The sequence below is a fragment of the Chryseobacterium arachidis genome (genome assembly GCF_900129245.1).
In the GTDB taxonomy this organism is placed as follows: domain Bacteria; phylum Bacteroidota; class Bacteroidia; order Flavobacteriales; family Weeksellaceae; genus Chryseobacterium; species Chryseobacterium arachidis.
Window position 1 is genome coordinate 185,847 of the sequence record NZ_FQUT01000003.1, and the last position, 18,324, is coordinate 204,170.

17 protein-coding genes and 1 tRNA gene are annotated in these 18,324 nt (G+C 34.8%); 13 read left to right on the plus strand and 5 right to left on the minus strand.

All coding sequences use genetic code 11. From position 1 onward, the window contains the following. Nucleotides 1-175 precede the first annotated feature (175 nt). The 3 genes from BUA89_RS07155 to nadA all read left to right on the plus strand — a co-directional run bounded on the left by BUA89_RS07155 (nt 176) and on the right by nadA (nt 2,814). Nucleotides 176-1,033: a YicC/YloC family endoribonuclease gene (locus tag BUA89_RS07155; RefSeq protein WP_072954871.1), complete on the plus strand. Its 858-nt coding sequence runs from the start codon at nt 176-178 to the stop codon at nt 1,031-1,033. 91 nt (nt 1,034-1,124) lie between these two features. Beyond that, nucleotides 1,125-1,688 (plus strand): guanylate kinase, encoded by a 564-nt coding sequence (gene gmk / locus BUA89_RS07160; protein ID WP_072954875.1) that lies wholly within the window; start codon nt 1,125-1,127, stop codon nt 1,686-1,688. A 106-nt stretch (nt 1,689-1,794) separates the two neighbouring features. After that, nucleotides 1,795-2,814, plus strand: coding sequence for a quinolinate synthase NadA (nadA, locus tag BUA89_RS07165; RefSeq protein WP_072954878.1), 1,020 nt, complete (start codon nt 1,795-1,797; stop codon nt 2,812-2,814). Between the two features lie 42 nt (nt 2,815-2,856). Here nadA and BUA89_RS07170 read toward each other — a convergent pair whose 3' ends face one another. From BUA89_RS07170 to BUA89_RS23090, 3 genes are read right to left on the minus strand one after another with little or no spacing between them, the layout of a single operon-like run. Beyond that, entirely contained in the window at nt 2,857-3,039 is a 183-nt protein-coding gene (locus BUA89_RS07170; protein WP_072954882.1) for a hypothetical protein, read from the minus strand. Between the two features lie 23 nt (nt 3,040-3,062). Next, the gene (locus BUA89_RS23085) at nt 3,063-3,233 is read right to left on the minus strand and encodes a bacteriocin-like protein (RefSeq protein ID WP_178362437.1); all 171 of its coding nucleotides are present in this window, start codon (nt 3,231-3,233) and stop codon (nt 3,063-3,065) included. Between the two features lie 40 nt (nt 3,234-3,273). Beyond that, complete coding sequence (locus tag BUA89_RS23090) at nt 3,274-3,459, minus strand: bacteriocin-like protein (RefSeq protein WP_072954885.1); 186 nt, start codon at nt 3,457-3,459, stop codon at nt 3,274-3,276. Between the two features lie 312 nt (nt 3,460-3,771). On the opposite strand from BUA89_RS23090, the gene folB reads away from it, so the two are divergent. The 3 genes from folB (at nt 3,772) to BUA89_RS07190 (ending at nt 5,758) form a co-directional block, all read left to right on the plus strand. Beyond that, a complete protein-coding gene (gene folB, locus BUA89_RS07180; RefSeq protein ID WP_072954889.1) occupies nt 3,772-4,140 on the plus strand; it encodes a dihydroneopterin aldolase in 369 nt (122 codons plus the stop codon). A gap of 36 nt (nt 4,141-4,176) precedes the next feature. Beyond that, complete coding sequence (locus tag BUA89_RS07185; protein ID WP_072954892.1) at nt 4,177-5,541, plus strand: DUF4403 family protein; 1,365 nt, start codon at nt 4,177-4,179, stop codon at nt 5,539-5,541. Nucleotides 5,542-5,687: 146 nt separating this feature from the next. Next, a tRNA-Cys gene (locus BUA89_RS07190) sits at nt 5,688-5,758 on the plus strand. Between the two features lie 274 nt (nt 5,759-6,032). On the opposite strand, the gene BUA89_RS07195 is transcribed toward BUA89_RS07190, so the two are convergent. Next, on the minus strand, nt 6,033-6,548 hold the full coding sequence (locus BUA89_RS07195) for a TIGR02594 family protein (protein WP_072954897.1): 516 nt from the start codon (nt 6,546-6,548) through the stop codon (nt 6,033-6,035). A gap of 1,170 nt (nt 6,549-7,718) precedes the next feature. Here BUA89_RS07195 and BUA89_RS07200 point away from each other — a divergent pair. After that, nucleotides 7,719-7,946, plus strand: coding sequence for a hypothetical protein (locus BUA89_RS07200; RefSeq protein ID WP_072954899.1), 228 nt, complete (start codon nt 7,719-7,721; stop codon nt 7,944-7,946). A 431-nt stretch (nt 7,947-8,377) separates the two neighbouring features. On the opposite strand, the gene BUA89_RS07205 is transcribed toward BUA89_RS07200, so the two are convergent. Then, nucleotides 8,378-12,157 (minus strand): fibronectin type III domain-containing protein, encoded by a 3,780-nt coding sequence (locus BUA89_RS07205; protein ID WP_072954904.1) that lies wholly within the window; start codon nt 12,155-12,157, stop codon nt 8,378-8,380. A 467-nt stretch (nt 12,158-12,624) separates the two neighbouring features. On the opposite strand from BUA89_RS07205, the gene BUA89_RS07210 reads away from it, so the two are divergent. From BUA89_RS07210 to BUA89_RS07235, 6 genes are all read left to right on the plus strand, one after another. Then, entirely contained in the window at nt 12,625-13,458 is an 834-nt protein-coding gene (locus BUA89_RS07210; protein WP_072954908.1) for a glycosyltransferase family 2 protein, read from the plus strand. 167 nt (nt 13,459-13,625) lie between these two features. After that, entirely contained in the window at nt 13,626-14,174 is a 549-nt protein-coding gene (locus BUA89_RS07215; protein WP_072954912.1) for a YMGG-like glycine zipper-containing protein, read from the plus strand. A 54-nt stretch (nt 14,175-14,228) separates the two neighbouring features. Next, nucleotides 14,229-15,869 carry an LIC_10190 family membrane protein gene (locus BUA89_RS07220; RefSeq protein WP_072954915.1) on the plus strand — a complete coding sequence of 547 codons (1,641 nt, stop codon included), beginning with the start codon at nt 14,229-14,231 and terminating at the stop codon, nt 15,867-15,869. A gap of 45 nt (nt 15,870-15,914) precedes the next feature. Continuing rightward, the gene (aroC, locus tag BUA89_RS07225) at nt 15,915-16,985 is read left to right on the plus strand and encodes a chorismate synthase (RefSeq protein ID WP_072954918.1); all 1,071 of its coding nucleotides are present in this window, start codon (nt 15,915-15,917) and stop codon (nt 16,983-16,985) included. An 18-nt stretch (nt 16,986-17,003) separates the two neighbouring features. Continuing rightward, a complete protein-coding gene (locus BUA89_RS07230; protein ID WP_072954921.1) occupies nt 17,004-17,567 on the plus strand; it encodes a thioredoxin family protein in 564 nt (187 codons plus the stop codon). Between the two features lie 3 nt (nt 17,568-17,570). After that, nucleotides 17,571-18,323 (plus strand): hypothetical protein, encoded by a 753-nt coding sequence (locus BUA89_RS07235; protein WP_072954925.1) that lies wholly within the window; start codon nt 17,571-17,573, stop codon nt 18,321-18,323. Nucleotide 18,324: the final 1 nt, after the last annotated feature.

Sequence of the window (18,324 nt, forward strand, 5' to 3'; positions counted from 1 at the left end):
CGAAAAGGAGTTTATATTAATTGGATGGAAGATGGAAGCCTGAAGATGGAAGTTAAAATTGGTGTTCATTTACACACATGACAATCTTCCCGCTTCCCACATCCAAACTTCCAGCCATACAACATTAGCCAAACTATAGACTTAAATGATTATCTTTGTACGACAATAAAAAACTATGATTTTATCAATGACCGGCTTTGGTAGAGCCGAAGGAGTTTTTGAAGGGAAAAAGATTACCATAGATATTAAATCTCTGAACAGCAAAAGTTTCGATTTAAATATTAAAATTCCTTTACGTTATAAAGAAAAAGAATTTGAGATCAGAAAAATTCTTAATGATAGACTCATTCGTGGGAAAGTAGACTGCTACATCAATATAGAAAATCTTGAGGAAACGAATGATGTGAAAATCAATAAAGGTTTAATCGATTCTTACATCAATCAGCTTCGTGAAGTTGCTTCCGACGGACCCGATTTCGAATATCTGAAAATGGCAGTAAGACTTCCTGATGCCATTACTTCAAGACCCGACGAAATCTGCGAAGGTGAATGGGAAACTTTGGCCGGAATTGTACACAATGCTGTTGACCGTTTTCTTGAATTCAGGAAGACAGAAGGTAAAATTTTGCATGAAGAACTTGAAAGAAACATCCAGAATATTGATAAATATCTGAATGAAGTAGTTCCTTTCGAAGAAGAAAGAATTGTTGCGGTAAGAGAACGTTACCAAAAATCTCTGAAGGAATTTGAAAATGTAGATGAAACCCGTTTTTATCAGGAAATGGCTTATTTCACAGAGAAATTGGATATTTCTGAGGAAAAAGTGAGACTCACACAACATTTGAAATATTACAAAGAGGTAATGGATAACGAAGATTTCAACGGGAAAAAACTTGGGTTTATTTCTCAGGAAATCGGTCGTGAAATCAATACTTTAGGTTCAAAAGCCAATCATGCACAGATCCAGAAACTGGTGGTGATGATGAAAGATGATCTGGAAAAAATTAAAGAACAGACGTTAAACGTTTTGTAAAAATTATAAGTTATTAACAATGAGTTATGAGTGGCTTTTTGTATGATTTTAATAATTCATCGTTTATAACTCATAATTCATAACTAAAAAAATGAAGAAAGTTATCATATTTTCAGCGCCGTCCGGAAGTGGAAAAACGACGTTAGTAAAACATTCTTTGGAGGTTTTTAATGAATTGCAGTTCTCGATTTCTTGTACCACGAGACAGCCGAGAGGAAGCGAAGTGCATGCGGTGGATTATCATTTTTTAAGTCCTGATGAATTCAGGCAGAAAATTGCGGAAGATGCTTTTGTGGAATTTGAGGAGGTGTATACGGATAAATATTACGGAACATTAAAATCTGAAGTGGAGAAAATCTGGAATCAGGGAAAAGTAGTGATTTTTGATGTAGATGTAAAAGGCGGAATTTCCCTGAAAAAATATTTTGGTGAAAAAGCATTGTCCATTTTTATAGAACCGCCATCCATTGAAGAGTTGGAACGAAGATTGATTTCAAGAAACACGGATGATGCAGAAACTATCAAAACACGTGTAGAAAAAGCAGAAGAAGAAATGTCTTATGCGAAAGAATTTGATAAAATCGTGATTAATTCCGATTTAGATATAGCAAAAGAAGAAATAGAAAGTTTAATAAAAAATTTTATTGGGAATTAATTGGCCGGAAGATGGATGATGGAAGTTTGAGGTTTAATAATAACGTCAAAATTCTAATTTCTAATTTCTAACATCTAATTTCTGATTATAAAACATTGAGGTTGATATGAGTACCGAAACATTAGAAAAAGCTAAATCTGCAATTCCGGTAAGAGGATTTTTGGATATAAAAGATATAGCGATTCCTCAAGGAGAAGAGCTTGTACAGGCTATTCTTAAATTGAAAGAAGAAAAAAATGCGGTTATTTTAGCGCATTATTATCAACCTGGAGAAATCCAGGATATTGCTGATTTTCTGGGAGATTCTCTACAATTGGCGAGACAGGCAAAAGATACCAATGCTGATATGATTGTATTCTGCGGGGTACATTTCATGGCGGAAGCTGCGAAAATTCTGAACCCGACCAAGAAAGTAGTTCTTCCCGACACGATGGCGGGATGCTCTTTGGCAGACGGCTGCTCGGGGGAAGGGTTAAGAAAAATGCGCGAGCAGCATCCGAATGCTTTGATCGCAACGTATATTAACTGTAATGCTGAAACAAAGGCAGAAAGTGATATTATCGTAACAAGCTCAAATGCTGAAACAGTGATTGAGGCTCTTCCGAAAGACAGACCGATTATTTTCGCTCCGGACAAAAACCTGGGAAGATATTTGTCTCAGAAAACAGGTCGCGATATGATTCTTTGGGACGGAAGCTGCATTGTACACGAAGCATTTTCAATGGAAAGAATTGCAAAACAATTAGCAGACAATCCGGATGCAAAATTAATTGCGCACCCGGAAAGTGAGGAAGCTGTTTTGAAACTCGCTCACTTTATCGGCTCTACTTCTGCCCTTTTGAACTATGTTGAACAGGACGATTGTCAAAAATTCATCATTGCAACCGAAGAAGGAATTCTTCATGAAATGAGAAAACGTGCTCCTCACAAAGAATTGATTCCAGCTTTGGTTTTCGACGAAAGCTGCAACTGTTCAGAATGTTTCTACATGAAACGTAATACAATGGAAAAACTGTATTTGTGCATGAAATACGAGCTTCCTGAGATTTTAATCGACGAAGAATTAAGATTAAAAGCTTTAAAGCCGATCGAGGCGATGCTTGATCTTTCGAAAAGTATAAAATAAAAGTAAAGCACTGTTTTTGGCAGTGCTTTTTTCTTTTTCAATTTAATTTTCAAAACAGTATGCGCTCACATCTACGCACATCTGACAATTTTGAGATAATGCAAAATACTGTTCACAGGTATTCGAATATTCAGAACCCGGTCCGTAATTATTCCGAATCGGACAACCTGCACAACTTAATGAACCTTTAATGGCTTTTAATTTTGATCTTGTTAATTTTTTCATAGCGATTTAACCTTCATTAATTATTAACAAAACTGTGGATCGATAACAAACATACAAGTTTTAAACGCTCCTCTTATTGTTACACATACAGCACATCCTACAGCACCACAATCTGCATCAACCTGGCATTGATCAGTTGTACCTCCACTAATCACTTTTAAATCTTGTCTGTTCAATTTCTTTAGATTTTTCATGATTTAATTTTGATTTGGTTAATAAATCTGTGAATCATTTTTAGAAAGGATTTATATCTGGACATAGTGGATAACTTGCAGAAACAAGACATACTTTACGTCCTTTCAAATCTGTACACCAGGCGCACCCAGCTGGTCCGCAATCAAGATCTACTGAGCACTCATCTCCTGCACCTCCATTGATAGATCTCAAATTTTCTCTTTTTAATTTTTTAAGATTTTTCATAGTATTTATTTTTAGTTAACTTTTTAAAAGTAATAAAAAACAATAATAAATCACCAAATTTTGATAAATTTTATATTATGTTAAATATCAATTAATCAATATTATAACATTTCATTACACACTCTAAAATGTAATTTTTCACCACAAACAGGAAAAATATTTGAACCAATTAACACAAAAAGTTGTTTAAATCAACTCAAATAAATTTGTGAAAAGTGTTGCCGGATAGCATCAGAAACAAAAAAGAAAAAAGCAGAAAAATATATTTTGAATCTGCAGAATTAAAACGAATTTTGTTTAATAAAAAAAAGTATGAGCAAAATATTTCTTGAGGACGTAAAAATATACGCCTACCACGGAGTTCTTCCAGAGGAAAATACTATCGGAACCTATTATATTTTAAATCTTGAAATCCATACCGACTTGTGGAAAGCCGCAGAATCTGATGATCTAAATGATACCATCAGCTATGCCGATATTAATGAAATCATTCATCATGAAATGAAAATTAAATCCAAATTATTAGAACATGTTGCGGGAAGAATCATTTCTAAAATTCATAAAAAATTCTCGCAGGTAGATTATATTAAACTGAAAATCACCAAAACAGCACCCCCGATGCAGGGCGAAATGAAAGGCGCAAGCATTGAGCTGGAAAAAAGTTTTAAACCCGGAAATTAAATTATTTCTTAATTTCGTTCTTTAAAAATTACACAATTGAAAGTCATTAAAATATTATTTCTTTTCGCAGCCATTACTATTTTCGGACAAACGAATGTCGAAAATCAGGCAGCTCATTATAATTTTCCGAAGTTAAAGTCCAGCATTACCATGCCTGTGACGATTCCGCTTTCGGAGATCAGCAACATGATCAATGCATCGGTGAAAGAGCTCATTTATCAGGATGACTCTTATACCGACAACAACAATGATCAGTTTAAAGTAAAAGTCTGGAAAACACGCCCTATCCGTCTTGTCGGAGGCACCAACCAGAACCTTTTAATTGAGGTTCCTTTGAAAATCTGGGCAGAAAAAGGCATCGGAACACTTGGCGTCTACAGCTATCAAAATACGACTTTTGAAACGGTAATGTCATTCAATACAGCCTTAACCTTTCAAAATAACTGGACGATCACTACCAATACAAAGCCTAATGGCTTCAGGTGGGTAACAAAACCTGTTTTGGATTACGGGAGAATTCAGATCCCGATCACTTCTTTGGTGAAAAAAAGCCTGATTGAACAACAGGAAAAATTCTGCAAAACAATCGACCAGCAAATGGCAACCCAACTGAACTTTCAGCAGTATGCCGTGGCTGCCTGGAATGTATTTTCAAACCCATTCAATATTTCCGAAGAATACAATACCTGGTTGAAAGTAACGCCGATTAATGTAAATATTACTCCGCTTAAATTTTACGCTAACCAGATTGATACAGGAATAGGAATTAATGTTTTTTCTGAGACATTTACAGGAAATAAGCCGGTTTCTTCACCTTTGATTAAATCGGCCTCAAATTTCAACTTTGTTCCGGTTTTAGACAATCAGTTTTCGCTTCAGACTACTGCCAATATTCCTTTTACAGAAGCAACAGCTATTGCCCGGAATATGTTTTTAAACAAGAGCTATGACGTACGCGGTTCAACGGTTACGATTAAAGATATCAAAGTATATGGTGTTGACGATAAAGTAATGATTGAAGCAGAAACGGAAGGTTACGTCAACGGAAAAGCATTTATTTCAGGAATACCGGTGTACGACGAAACCAAGAAGAAGATTGTATTGTCTAAAACCAAATTCAATCTGAGAACGGCGAATATTTTACAGAAAACTGCCACTCTTCTGTTTAAAGGAAGGATAGTAAAGATGATTGAAGAAGAATACGGAATTCCTACAGAAGAACTGGAAAACAGCTCAAAGAAGAGTATAGAAGAAGCTTTTAACAAAGAATATTACAAAGGGATAAAAATGAGTGGAAAGGTATTTAATATAAAGCCCGGCGATATTCTTTTGAATCCTTCAGGAATTACTGCCGTGATTGATACCAACGCAACATTAAAGCTACTGCTTAAAGGTTTTTAAAAACCACATCTCATTTTAGTAAATTTATCAGTCTGATAAACAGTGAAAAACAAAACAATCCCCATTTTAAAGGAACAAATTGCCTGAAAAATTTTTGTTAACTAATATATTTTGCTATATTTGCACACCTAAAAATGGTAAAACAAGGTGCTTTGGCCGAGCGGCTAGGCAGTGGTCTGCAACACCATCTACAGCGGTTCGAATCCGCTAGGCACCTCATGATAAAACCCTATTCTATTTCTTAATAGTTTAGGGTTTTTTATTAACTAATTTCAGGATAATTATCTTATTCACATTTTTAGATTAACCCTAAAATCCTGATACATTTGGAATTAACAGGAAGATTATTTAAATTCCGTGTATCCGTGGTTATAAAAAAATCAAAATCCTTATCTGTAAAATCTGTGCAATCTGCAGGAAATAAAATGAACCTGATATTTTTAACCTTTCTTCTATCCAAGGTTTACATCATATAAATGATTTTAGAGAACTTAAGATTCATCAGTAGAAATCTTGCCATTAGCCGCAACAATATATCTTTTTACAGTCGGAGGTTGTGCGATTTTCCAATCACAGCGGCGGATACCTACACATCTGTTTTTCGCAATCCGCATAATACTTACCGAATCGCTTTGGTTGCCTCCTAAAACATGAAAATATGTATCATCTTCAGCCACATAGAAACCTACGTGTCCGCCACCTTCTCTCTTGAAAACAAGAACATCACCAAGCATCGCAATATTTTGTTTTGTTCCAAAATTTTTCCAATTTAGTGCCCAAAGCGGATCTTTTACAGGTTTGAAGCCTGCTTTCAGAACAACTTTAGCTACAAACAATCCGCACCATGCAACTTCATCAGAAGTGTATATATTTTGTACGCCTACTTCCTTTGCCCATGACATAATGGTGGTATTGTGAGCTTTTCCTTTAATTTCATTGATTCCCAAATAACGTGCACCTTCTGCGATAACTTTGGGACTGCCTAATAGAATGTTTGGATAATTCATATTCTTAAGTTTTTGGTTTTAGTTAAGAATAAATTTAAACATTTTTCAGCAATCTGAGTTTTAATTGTTTAAATCAAAATAAATAATCTTTTCATCCGTTCAATAACAATTGATTTTATGGCAAAAAACTAAATCCCCGACCAAAGCCGGGGATTTAAAAATGAAAAAATTATTATTTTGTGATGTGGTTTCGATAAAAAATATTCTCAGATGACTCCGAGAATATTTGCATTCCCTTTGTGTTTATTTTTTAATAGTTGCGAAAGGTTATTCAAGCACCGTGCCACAAATAAAATCATTCTCTAAAAAGTGAGTTTTTGTGGTACTTTTTATATTTCACAGCTAAAATAATAAACAATAATACCTTTTACTTTGGAAGAAAAATATTTACTATTATCTGTAGTAAAGAAGAAAAAGACCCCTGGAACAGATAAGAAAGCACAGGCTCGATAGAAAAGGAAACTCAAAGACAAAATATATTTCAATAGAGATCTGAGCTTACCGAAATAGCTGCTGTTCTGAACCTATTTCTTAGCCATTGGGATAAATTTTGACTTAAGAGAAGTATTTAACCTTAAACAAGATTAAAGTCTGGACTAAGCTGCCAAAAAACAGCAAAATCCCCAACCGAAGCCGAGGACAAAAACTAATAACCGAGAATAAACACTTAATGGCTTCCCGCCACAAAAATATTGAGCATAACGGAAACATTCTATGATTATAATCAAAATGACTCCTCTATAAAAGAGGAGCCGTAATAAATATGCAATATGAAATGTTTGAAAGTCATCAAATGTAGGAATGCATTCTTCTTTTAAATTATGACTGACGTCATAAACACATGTAGATATGGCTGTTTAAAAATCAATTTCTATCATCATGCACAAAAAACCCTTCAACTAGAAGGGCACTAACTAAGAAATTTCAATAAAATAAAGTATTCTGTAATGATAAAGAAATAAATATCAATATCTTATGATTATAATCACAAAAAAATCCCCGAATTGCTTCGAGGATTAAAAACTAATAACCATGAAAACTCAATTAAACATGAGAATCAGTGCAAATGTATTGATTTATTTTTTAAATATGAGTTTTTGGTCTATAATTTGTTACAAATTTTTCTTTTTTTTCACACAACATTGATTAAATTTGCAAAAAACTATATTTATGACCTTTAATGAAGCCCTTAAACAAAAGAAAACCATTTTAAAGAATTCCAGCACGTTTACAAAAAGTCTTTATGATTATATTATTATTCCTGCCATAGAAGAAGAGGGGCAAAGATATATTGATGATTTCCGTAAATCTCCGGAAACATTTTTAGATGATAGCTGTAAGACTTACAGCAGTGATTCTAAATTCAAAGTGTTTCTATTTAATAAAAATCAGAACTGAGCAATTAAATAAGTCTTTATTTACATCATCCAAGCTATTTCAAAACTTATTCTTTAGGGCAAAGCTCCCTACTGTACTCATTATATGGATAAAAAAAATCCTCGTATTACTACGAGGATAAAAACTAATAACCATGAAAACTCAAATTAAACATGAGTGACTGCAAATTTAGAGAATGTTTTCTTAAGGTGGGTCTATACGATTCATTAATTGAATCAATTAACATTATTTGGGTAAGATTAAAATCTTATTAACTATTGACAATACATGCTTTTAAGTTAACTGATATCATAAAAAACACTGTATTGATAGTACTTTTCACGTTTCCAAAACTGATTAATTACATAATATTCGAATAAAGCGTAAGTGTTAAAAATAACAAAAGGCTCCCATTTCTGAGAGCCTTTTTTACTGTTATCTGATAGCTTATCTTATTCTTTGATAAACTTTTTCTGAGCAGTTCCCTGCACATCATCAATATCAATTACGTAAACACCATTAATAAGGGCATGTACATCAATCTTATTGTTAAGAATAATTCCTGATGATACAATTTGTCCGGTAGCGTTATAAATCTTATAATTCGCTCTTTTGCTTACGTTTTTAACATTCAATACTGTTGTTACCGGATTAGGGTAAATAAGTATTTCTGTCTGATTAATAGGATTAGCAATAATAGGCTTAGAAATTCTTACCGTATAGTCTTCTACCTCACCTGTTGCGAAACTGTTGCATGTTACAGGAATTCCGTCTTTCTGTAAAGCAACTCTCATCACAACATATTTGAAGTCTGTCATGCTGATGAACGCATCGGCAGGTACAGTAAATGTTCCGCTTACCGTTTGCTCATTGCTTGGACCAGCAACTAAAATTCTTTCATCGATATCAAAATATCCATTTCTGTTGAAGTCAATCCAAACAGCAACTCCTGCATTTGTATTTCCAGTAAGTTTTTTATCAATCGTGATCTTATTGTTAGAAGATCCCTGAATCATTTCAATAAACTTAGTTTGATCTCCTGTATAATCTGTATAATTCGAAGCTAAAGAGGCATTTTGCTTTTCTGGCTTACCATTCGGAGTAACCGTTACTTTAGAAATATATTCAGAAGTAGATCCCGTAGAAGCCATCTGGCAATATACAATCGTTGGGGTTGTAAACAAGTATGGTAAGGTATAATTGCCCGGAGTTCCGCTACAGATATTAGCTACCTGCATTTCATATTGTGTAAGCTCTAATAAGCCTGTCAATGTAATCGAATTTGTATTCGATGTCACAGGAGTCCAGCTAGGAACACCAATCTTTCTATATCTTAATATATAAGTAGCACCCGGGAACGGATCCCAAGTAACAACAGCTGTAGTTGGAGTTATGCTTGTAATTGTTAATCCCGGAGGTGCAATATCACAAGTTCTTGCTGTTACAAATACTTTAGGGTTAGACCATGGGTTTAATGTATTATCTGTATCACACATATTAGCCACCTGAACGTCGTAAGAAGTGTAAACGTTAAGCCCCTGTAACAAATAAGAGTTTCCTGAACCTACAGGTACCGGGATCGGTGCACTCCATCCGGCGTTACCACTTCCGGTAAGTCTATATCTGATATAGTAGTGCGAACCAAGTGCTACAGGAGACCAAGTGATTAATGCAGAAGTAGTAGTAATATTTGTAACCGTTACTCCCGGAGGCGTAGGATCACATCTTGTTGTAAAGGTATTTTGAGAAGGTGTTCCCTGGTTACCGTTACAAACCGCAACAATCTGTACTTCATACAGGGTTGCAGATAGAAGTCCTGTTAATGTAGTTGTATTCGTTGGTTGCGGATATGGTACTGCTGCAACGGTTACACTTTGCCAAGGAGCTCCAGAACCTTGTGGTCTGTAGTTTACAATATAGCTTGCTCCACCGTTATCCTGAGGCCAAGTTAACACCACTGAATTATAAGTCGGAGTACCAACAGTGACAACCGGAGTTGCTGTGCTACAGATACGGATGTTAATATTATCAATTGCCACAGGAGGCTGTGTACCACCACTCGAGTCATTTGTCCATTCAAATACAAGACGCATAGTCTGTCCTGCAAAGCTTGAAAGGTTTTGTGTAGGGTTAAGAACAGTCTGCCATGTAGTCTGTTGGTTATAATTACCACCTACCTGAATTCTTCCTGTTCCTGCTCCGATGTTAACACCCGAAGTAGGCATGAATGTAGAAGGAACCAACCAAACTCTTAAATAATCCCATGAAGATTCACCTGCAGCCTTCCAGTCGAATGAGAAAGTAGCAGTAGTTGTTCCCGCTGGGATAAGAATGTCTCTGTATGCATGCACGATACTTGTTGATGAAGTACTGTAAGCATTCGTAGTTCCGTTAGTATTAGAAATATACAGAGAGTTCCCGGTATTTCCTGTTGCACTTCCGTACACCCATTTATTAGTCTGAGTTCCGTTAGTATATCCTAAATCACTTCCTGTATTGAATTGCTGAATATAAGGAATCGTAGCAGGGATCTGTCCTGTTGTGAAGCTTGGACCAACCATCCAGAAACTAGCATCAGTACCTGCACACTTAGAACGTACCCAGAAATAATAAGTCGTATTAGGTGTTAAAGGTGATAAAGTTGCTGTTGTGGCTGTAGAAGTTGAATTTGGTACAGTCGCAGCAGTAGGAGCAACGTTTGTTGTAGACCAATAAATCTGATAGCCTCCAACCGGAGCAGGATTCGGAGCCGTCCAGCTGATTGATGCCGTATTCGATCCCACACTTACAACTTGTATGTTCTGTGGAACCTTACATGTAGGAATACTTAAATTAATATTATCAATAGCAGCAGGAGGCTGTGTTCCGCCTGACGTATCATTGGTCCATTCGAATACAAGTCTTACGAATCCACTAGTAGCAAAAGTACTTAAGTCTACCAAAGGATTAAAGTAATTTTGCCAAGCCGACTGCTGATTAAGGTTACCTCCTACCTGAATTCTTCCGCCTCCGGCAGTAATCTGCGTTCCTGCAGTCGGAGTATAGGTAATCGGTACCAGCCAGACTTTTAAAAAGTCCCAGCCAGATTCACCAACTCCTTTCCAGTCGAACTGCAATGTCGCTTCTGTAGTTCCGGCAGGAACAATAAGATCTCTGAAGGCATGAACATAGTTTGAAACCGAAGGCCCCGTTGTATACGCGTTCGAAGTTCCGTTGTTATTGGAAATATAAAGAGAATTTGCAGGATTTCCTGTTGCAGAACCATATGCCCATTTATTGGTCATCGTTCCGTTAGCAAGCTGCAAATCGTTTCCTGTACTGAAATTCTGTGTGTAAGGAATCGTACCCGGAATCTGTGTAGTAGAGAAACTAGGCCCCGCTACCCAAACACTCTTATCAGTCGCACTACATACTGAACGCACCCACCAATAGTAAGTTGTAGCTGTAGCTAGACCTCCAGGGTTTGCCGTAGTTCCTGCATTGGCAGTTCCCACTGTTGCAGCTGTTGGTGCTGTATTGGTTGTACTAAGGTAATATTCGTATCCAACTCCTGGAACCGGCGTAGGAGCCGTCCATCCCAGAGTAGCAGTATTTGTTCCTATTGCTGATACCGACATTGCAGAAGGCATAATACAAGTAGGAATACTGATATTGATGTTATCTACTGCAATAGGTGGTTGCGTTCCTGCACTGGTGTCATTGGTCCATTCAAAAACAAGACGCATTGTATTTCCGGCAAAAGTACTTATGTTCAAAGTCGGAGTACTGTAGGTCTGCCAAGTAGTCTGCTGGTTAAAATCGCCTGCGACTTGAATCCTACCTCCACCTGCAGTGATATTATTATTAGCTGTAGGGGTAAAAGTTGCAGGAACCAGCCAAACTTTTAAAAAGTCCCATCCAGATTCACCTGCCCCTTTCCAATCAAATGAAAAATTTGAGATCGTGGAGCCGGCAGGAATCGTAAAATCTTTATACGCATGTACAATACTTCCTGAATTGGTAGTATACGTATTGGCAGTTCCGTTATTTGAAATGTAAATGGAGCTACCAGTATTTCCCGTTGCAGAACCATATACCCATTTGTTTGTCAATGTTCCGTTAACAAACGTAAAATCATTGGCGGTGTTAAAGTTCTGAGAATAGGGTAACGGTGTTTGCCCATAGACGACCGATAGGGCGCCCCAATTTAACAAACACAGAAGAAGTACTAGAAAAGTAGAAATTTTCTTCATAAGTTATCATTTAATATTAATCCTTGCAAATCTAATTCGTTTTTTACTAATATATAGTATAAAAAGTCATATTTTTTGTATAAATTTTCTAAAAATTGAATAGAGAATTTATCAAAATCTATATTTCCCGTAGATTTAAAACAAACGTTTAATGTTTAAATTTATTATTGCAGCAGCTTATCTTTATGAGAATTTTTCGAATTAAGACTATACTAAAATTCTGAATTTATTCTAAAATTTATTTCACATACACTTTGAAAGTATTATTTAAAGAATTTTAATAGAATGATTGCAGAAAAAACAGCAAAATTGTCTTTAATACAATCACAAAATATTTAATTATGAATAAATCATTTTAATTATTTCACTATAAAATGCAAAAATTAATTAAAAATATAGTGATCTTAATCATAATGTAATGTTGGTTTTTTGTTGTAGATTTGAAGTAGAATTTAAATCTATAAACAGTGAATAAAATTTCAATTCTTATAGCAAATTATAACAACGGACGATATTTCGAGGATTGTTATGATTCCCTGGTCATTCAAAGCTATGACAATTGGGAGGTAATCATTGTAGACGACTGTTCAACAGATGATTCCGTAAACATTATAAAAAATCTCATTAAAAATGATAGCCGTTTTAAATTATATGAAAACGAAGTCAACAGAGGATGCGGCTACACCAAAAGAAAATGTGCAGAGTTGGCAACAGGGGATTATTGTGCTTTTTTAGATCCGGATGATGCCCTCTTCTACTATTCGATAGAATGCTGTATGGAAGAATTTCAGAAACATCCTAAAATTGCAGCTGTATATTCCCAGCTATTTTTCTGTGATGAAAATTTAAATCCTAAAGAAGTTTTCACTAAAATAAAACAAATTCACAACGATAAATATTTTTTCAACTGTCCTATACAGATTTCCGCATTTTTTGTATTCAAAAAAGAAGCTTATTTAAAAACTGAGGGAATTAATCCTTATTTAAGAAGTGCAGTAGATCAGGATCTTTATTTAAAAATTCTTGAAGTTGGTGAAGCCAAGTTTATTCAGGAACCTCTTTATAAATATAGACTTCATTCGGGTGGGATCTCACAGGCAGGCTCCCGGGGGCATGCAAAGGACTCTTTTGCAAAGGTGATCCATCAGTCCATGAAACGAAGAGGTATTACCTCAATAAAAAATAAAAATATTCCGGAACATTTTACCAGTTCTGAAGAAATTTACAACCTCCTCAGCTATCAGACCAAAATTCCTTACAGGCTGATGAGTAAAATCAAGACCACTTTTACTATCCTATAAATAATGATTACTCCTCATTTTTCAGAAAGTTGAAAATGAGGAGTTTCATTAATAAAATTCTCATGAATACATTTTTTAACATTAGTTAACATAATTTTGGCTTCATAATTGAAAATACTATACCATCAAAGTCTTATGCTTTGAAAATCCTTATTAAAATTTGAATTATGAAAAGTATAGTGTTAACAGGATTATTGTCAGTTTTTATAATGACAGCCTGTAAAAAAGACGATCAGATAGCCGAAAAATCTCTGGAGCAACAGAAAATAGAGTTCCAGATGAGACAATTGGAAATTGAGAAACAAAAATTAGCCATTGAAAAGGAAAAAATGGCTTATGAAGCTCAGAAAAAAGCAGACAGCGTTGCTGAAGTGCAAAAAGCACAAGTTGCTGCTGCAAATGCAAAACCGCAAGTCATTAGAGAAACACATACGGTATACAGAGACAGACCAAGCTCAAGCTCAAGCTCAAGCTCAAACGCAGGAAGTACAGCAAGTAACGGTACAACCTCTCAAACTACTGCAAAGAAAAAAGGGATGAGTGAAGCTGCTAAAGGGACTATTATTGGTGCCGTAGGTGGTGCTGCATTAGGTGCGATTGTAAATAAGAAAAGCCCGGGAGGTGGTGCTGCCATTGGAGGTATCATCGGGGGTGCAACAGGATATACATTAGGTAGAGCACAGGATAGAAAAAGCGGAAGAGTTCAGCCGAAATAATATTTATTTTCACGATAACGAGAAAGATTGCTTATTTTTAGGCAATCTTTTTTTATGGTTCTACTTTTGCTTTCTACGATTTTACTCATTCCTGTTTTAATGGGATTAGGAAAAGCCTTAGAAAATTTTTCAGGAATATTAATAAAAGGAATTTCCGGGAAAATATTATCCGGGATTGTAGGAATCAGTTTGCTTTGGACAATCCTTGCATTTTTTATACCTTTAAATAGCTATGTAGAAATTACTACAATTATTTTAGGCTTTATTTATTTTTTTAAAGGTCAACTGTATCGGGAATTTTATCATTTTTCAAAGAAAGAATATTCGTTGATTTTCGTTATTTCGCTGATCGTTTTATTCTGTGGCTCATTCTATCCTTATATATTAGATCATTTTGGATATTATCTTCCAACGATAAAATGGCTGACAGAATTCGGTGTAGTGAAAGGCATTTCAAACTTAGATCTCACTTTAGGACAAATATCACTTTGGCATATCTTTCAGGCTGGATTTTCCAATTTTTCAGATCCGTTCTTAAGGATCAATTCCATTTTATTAATTGTTTATACCTTATATATCATAGAAAAAAAAAGCTGGATTCAATTATGTTTCATTCCGGTTTTACTGTTATTCTCACAATCTCCAAGTCCGGATTTGCCTGTGATTGTTTTTTCGCTGATCATTCTCAACGAGATCGTTAGAGAAAACAAACACACCTCTCTCCTATTTGCTTTTTCGGTTTTTGTTTTTGCGATAAAACCAACAATGATCTGGCTTCCGATTTTAAGCTTCTTTTACTCTATTTTAATTATCAAATCAAACCTTAAAAATCTAATTCCCGGAATTTTAATCGTTTTATTATTTTTCATTAAAAACATCTATACTTTTGGTTATCCTATTTTCCCAGTTTCAATTGGAGATTTTGGAGTAAACTGGAAACCCAATCCTGAAGTTTTGCAAATTTCTTCACAGTTTGCCATTCAGAAAACGTACGATATGCAATACTCCTATGGGGAAATTCAGAAATTCTCAAGTTTAGATTATATTAAAAATTGGTTATTTTTAAATGGAATTAAATCAAAAATTAATATTCTTTTTGTTGTAAGTTTAATCTCGTTTATTATTTTTTCCTTTATTAAAAAGAATAGAATTACCAGCTTAATTTGTATTTCTATCCTCATCAAAAGTGTTATAATTCTTCTCTTTTCTGCACAGTACAGATTTTTTCTGGATGTTTTCTTTGTGATCTTTTTTGTGATGATGATTAATTATTTTAATAAGAAAAGATCGATTACAGTTTTTTCTGTGTTAAGCACAGCCTTTATTGGAATTCTTCTATTACCTAATGTTCTTCAGATTTATCTGCCCAGCTTCAGGCTTGGAAATTTTATGGGAAAATTTGAAATCAGGCAATTGTACCAACCTTCTACTTATCATTATAATAAATTTGAATCTTACAAGGTCGGGAATTTAAGATTCAATGTTTCAAAAAAATACCCTTACAGTTTTGATACTCAGCTTCCGGCCATCTCAGAAGATTATCTTCGTGATGACGCAAAAGCAGGAATTTTTCCTCAAATGATCGACGAAAAAAATATCAAAAAAGGATTTATCTGGAAAAAATTAGATTCAAAAGAAAAAAAAGAAGCTGAAAATGTTATCAATTCTATCAACAATTCATATAAACAGAAGTAAATTCTACGGAATCCTTATCTGAAGAAAAAGCTGTAAATTTGCACTATGTTAAATACTTTAGGTAATCTTCTCAGTCTTACAACATTTGGAGAGAGTCATGGTCTGGCTTATGGTGGAATCATTAATAATTTTCCCGCTGGTTTAACGGTTGATTTCGATAAAATTCAATACGAATTGGATCGAAGAAAGCCGGGACAATCCGCCATCGTAACTCAAAGAAAAGAAAGTGACACCGTGAAATTTCTTTCAGGGATTTTTGAAGGAAAGACAACCGGAACTCCGATTGGTTTTATCATCGAAAACGAAAATCAGAAATCAAAAGATTATGATCATATCGCCAATTCTTATCGTCCGAGTCACGCAGATTTCACTTATGATCAAAAATATGGTTTAAGAGATTATCGCGGCGGAGGAAAATCTTCGGCGAGAGAAACGATGAACTGGGTGGTTGCAGGTGCTTTGGCAAAACAGTTTTTATCAAATATTGAGATCAACGCTTACGTTTCTTCCGTAGGTGAAATTTTCTGTGAAAAACCTTATCAGGCCTTGGATTTTTCTAAAACAGAAAGTAATGAAGTTCGTTGTCCCGATTCGGAAACCGCAGAAAAAATGATCGAAAGAATCAAGGAAATCAAAAAAGAAGGCAACACGATTGGCGGAACGATTACCTGTGTCATCAAAAATGTTCCTGTAGGAATTGGCGAGCCGGTTTTCTCAAAACTTCAGGCAGAATTAGGAAAAGCAATGCTGAATATAAATGCTGCAAAAGGTTTTGAATACGGAAGCGGATTCTGCGGTGCAAAAATGACAGGGAAAGAACACAACGATCTTTTCAACGAAGATTTTACCACAAAATCTAATCTTTCAGGCGGAATCCAAGGTGGAATTTCCAATGGAATGGATATTTATTTCCGGGTAGCTTTCAAACCTGTGGCAACAATTTTAAGACCTCAGGAAAGTGTTGACAAATTTGGAAATCCTGCAGTTGTTGAGGGAAAAGGACGTCATGATCCCTGTGTTCTTCCGAGAGCGGTTCCTGTAGTGGAAAGTTTAGCGGCTTTTGTTTTAGCAGATTTATTTTTGATCAATAAAACAAGAAATATCAATAATTTTTAAATATAAATATTTTTAGTAATGAAAAATTACTGGGAAAAAAGCATCTCTTTTGAAGAGTATCTTGAAATTGGAAAACACAGATTAGCAAACCCTGCAACTCAACAGGAAATAGACTATAAACAATATTACGAACTTGGACTTCAGAGAATCGACAGGACACTGAAAAAGTATGTTGCTGATGAAGAACAGGTAAAGGAATTGGAATCTAAAAATTTTGACGGAAAAATTTTAATTATTTCCGAAGTATGGTGTGGTGATGCAAGTGCCACTGTTCCTGCATTGGTTAAGTTTTTTGAAGGTAAAAATGAAGTAAGGATTTTCCTGAGAGACAGCGATAAAAGCTTAATCAGTCAGTTTTTAACGAACGGAACGGAATCCATCCCGAAAGTTATTATTCTGGATAAAGATTTTAATGTGAAAAATTCCTGGGGACCGCGTCCGAAATACGGGAAAGAATTGCTAATGAAATACAAAGCAGACCCTGAAGCATACACAAAAGATCAGTTTTATAATGATCTCCAGATTTATTATGCTAAAAACAGAGGAAAAGATGCTGTTCAGGAAATTTTAGAACTCATCTAAAATATGGCAAAATTTTTCAGTTTTTTTGTGATCTGTTTTTTTATTTCCAGCACTTTGTATGGACAAAATACAACGTTGGATAATAAAGAAATATACTTTTCTAAAGAATATAAAAGTTTATCAGGTCATGAAGATTATGATACTAAAACTGTTCAGTCTGTAAAATTTTCTCAGGAGTTCAAAAAATTTATCTCAGAAAATCCTGAAACATTCGCTTACGATTTTAATAAATTGAAGGAGAATATATACATCATTACTTCTGAAGATAAAAAGTTAAGATTCTACGTTTGGGATACGGAATTAGGAGGAACGATGAAAAGTTTCGATCAGATAATCCAATATTCTTCGAACGGTAAAGTAAAAACAATTTACAGCAAAGAGCAATCTGACACACCTTATTTTATATCAGAGATTGTAAAAAAGGAGATCAATCAACAGAATTATTATCTTGTGATTTCTAATGGAATTTTCTCTACAAAAGATCAGGCACAGGCCGTTCAGGCTTATACCATCAGAAACGGTCAATTAATTGATTCGGACAAAATTTTTAAAACAAAAACGACAACGCTTAATAAAATTCAGGTTGATTTTGATTTCTTCAGTGTGGTGGACAGACCGGAACGTCCCTTTAAACTAATTAAATTTGATCAGAACAAATTGTATATTCCGATTGTGGATGAACAAGGTGCAGTTTCGAAAAAGTTTTTAATATATCAGTTAAATAATAATTACTTCCAGTATATTGGGATAAAATAAA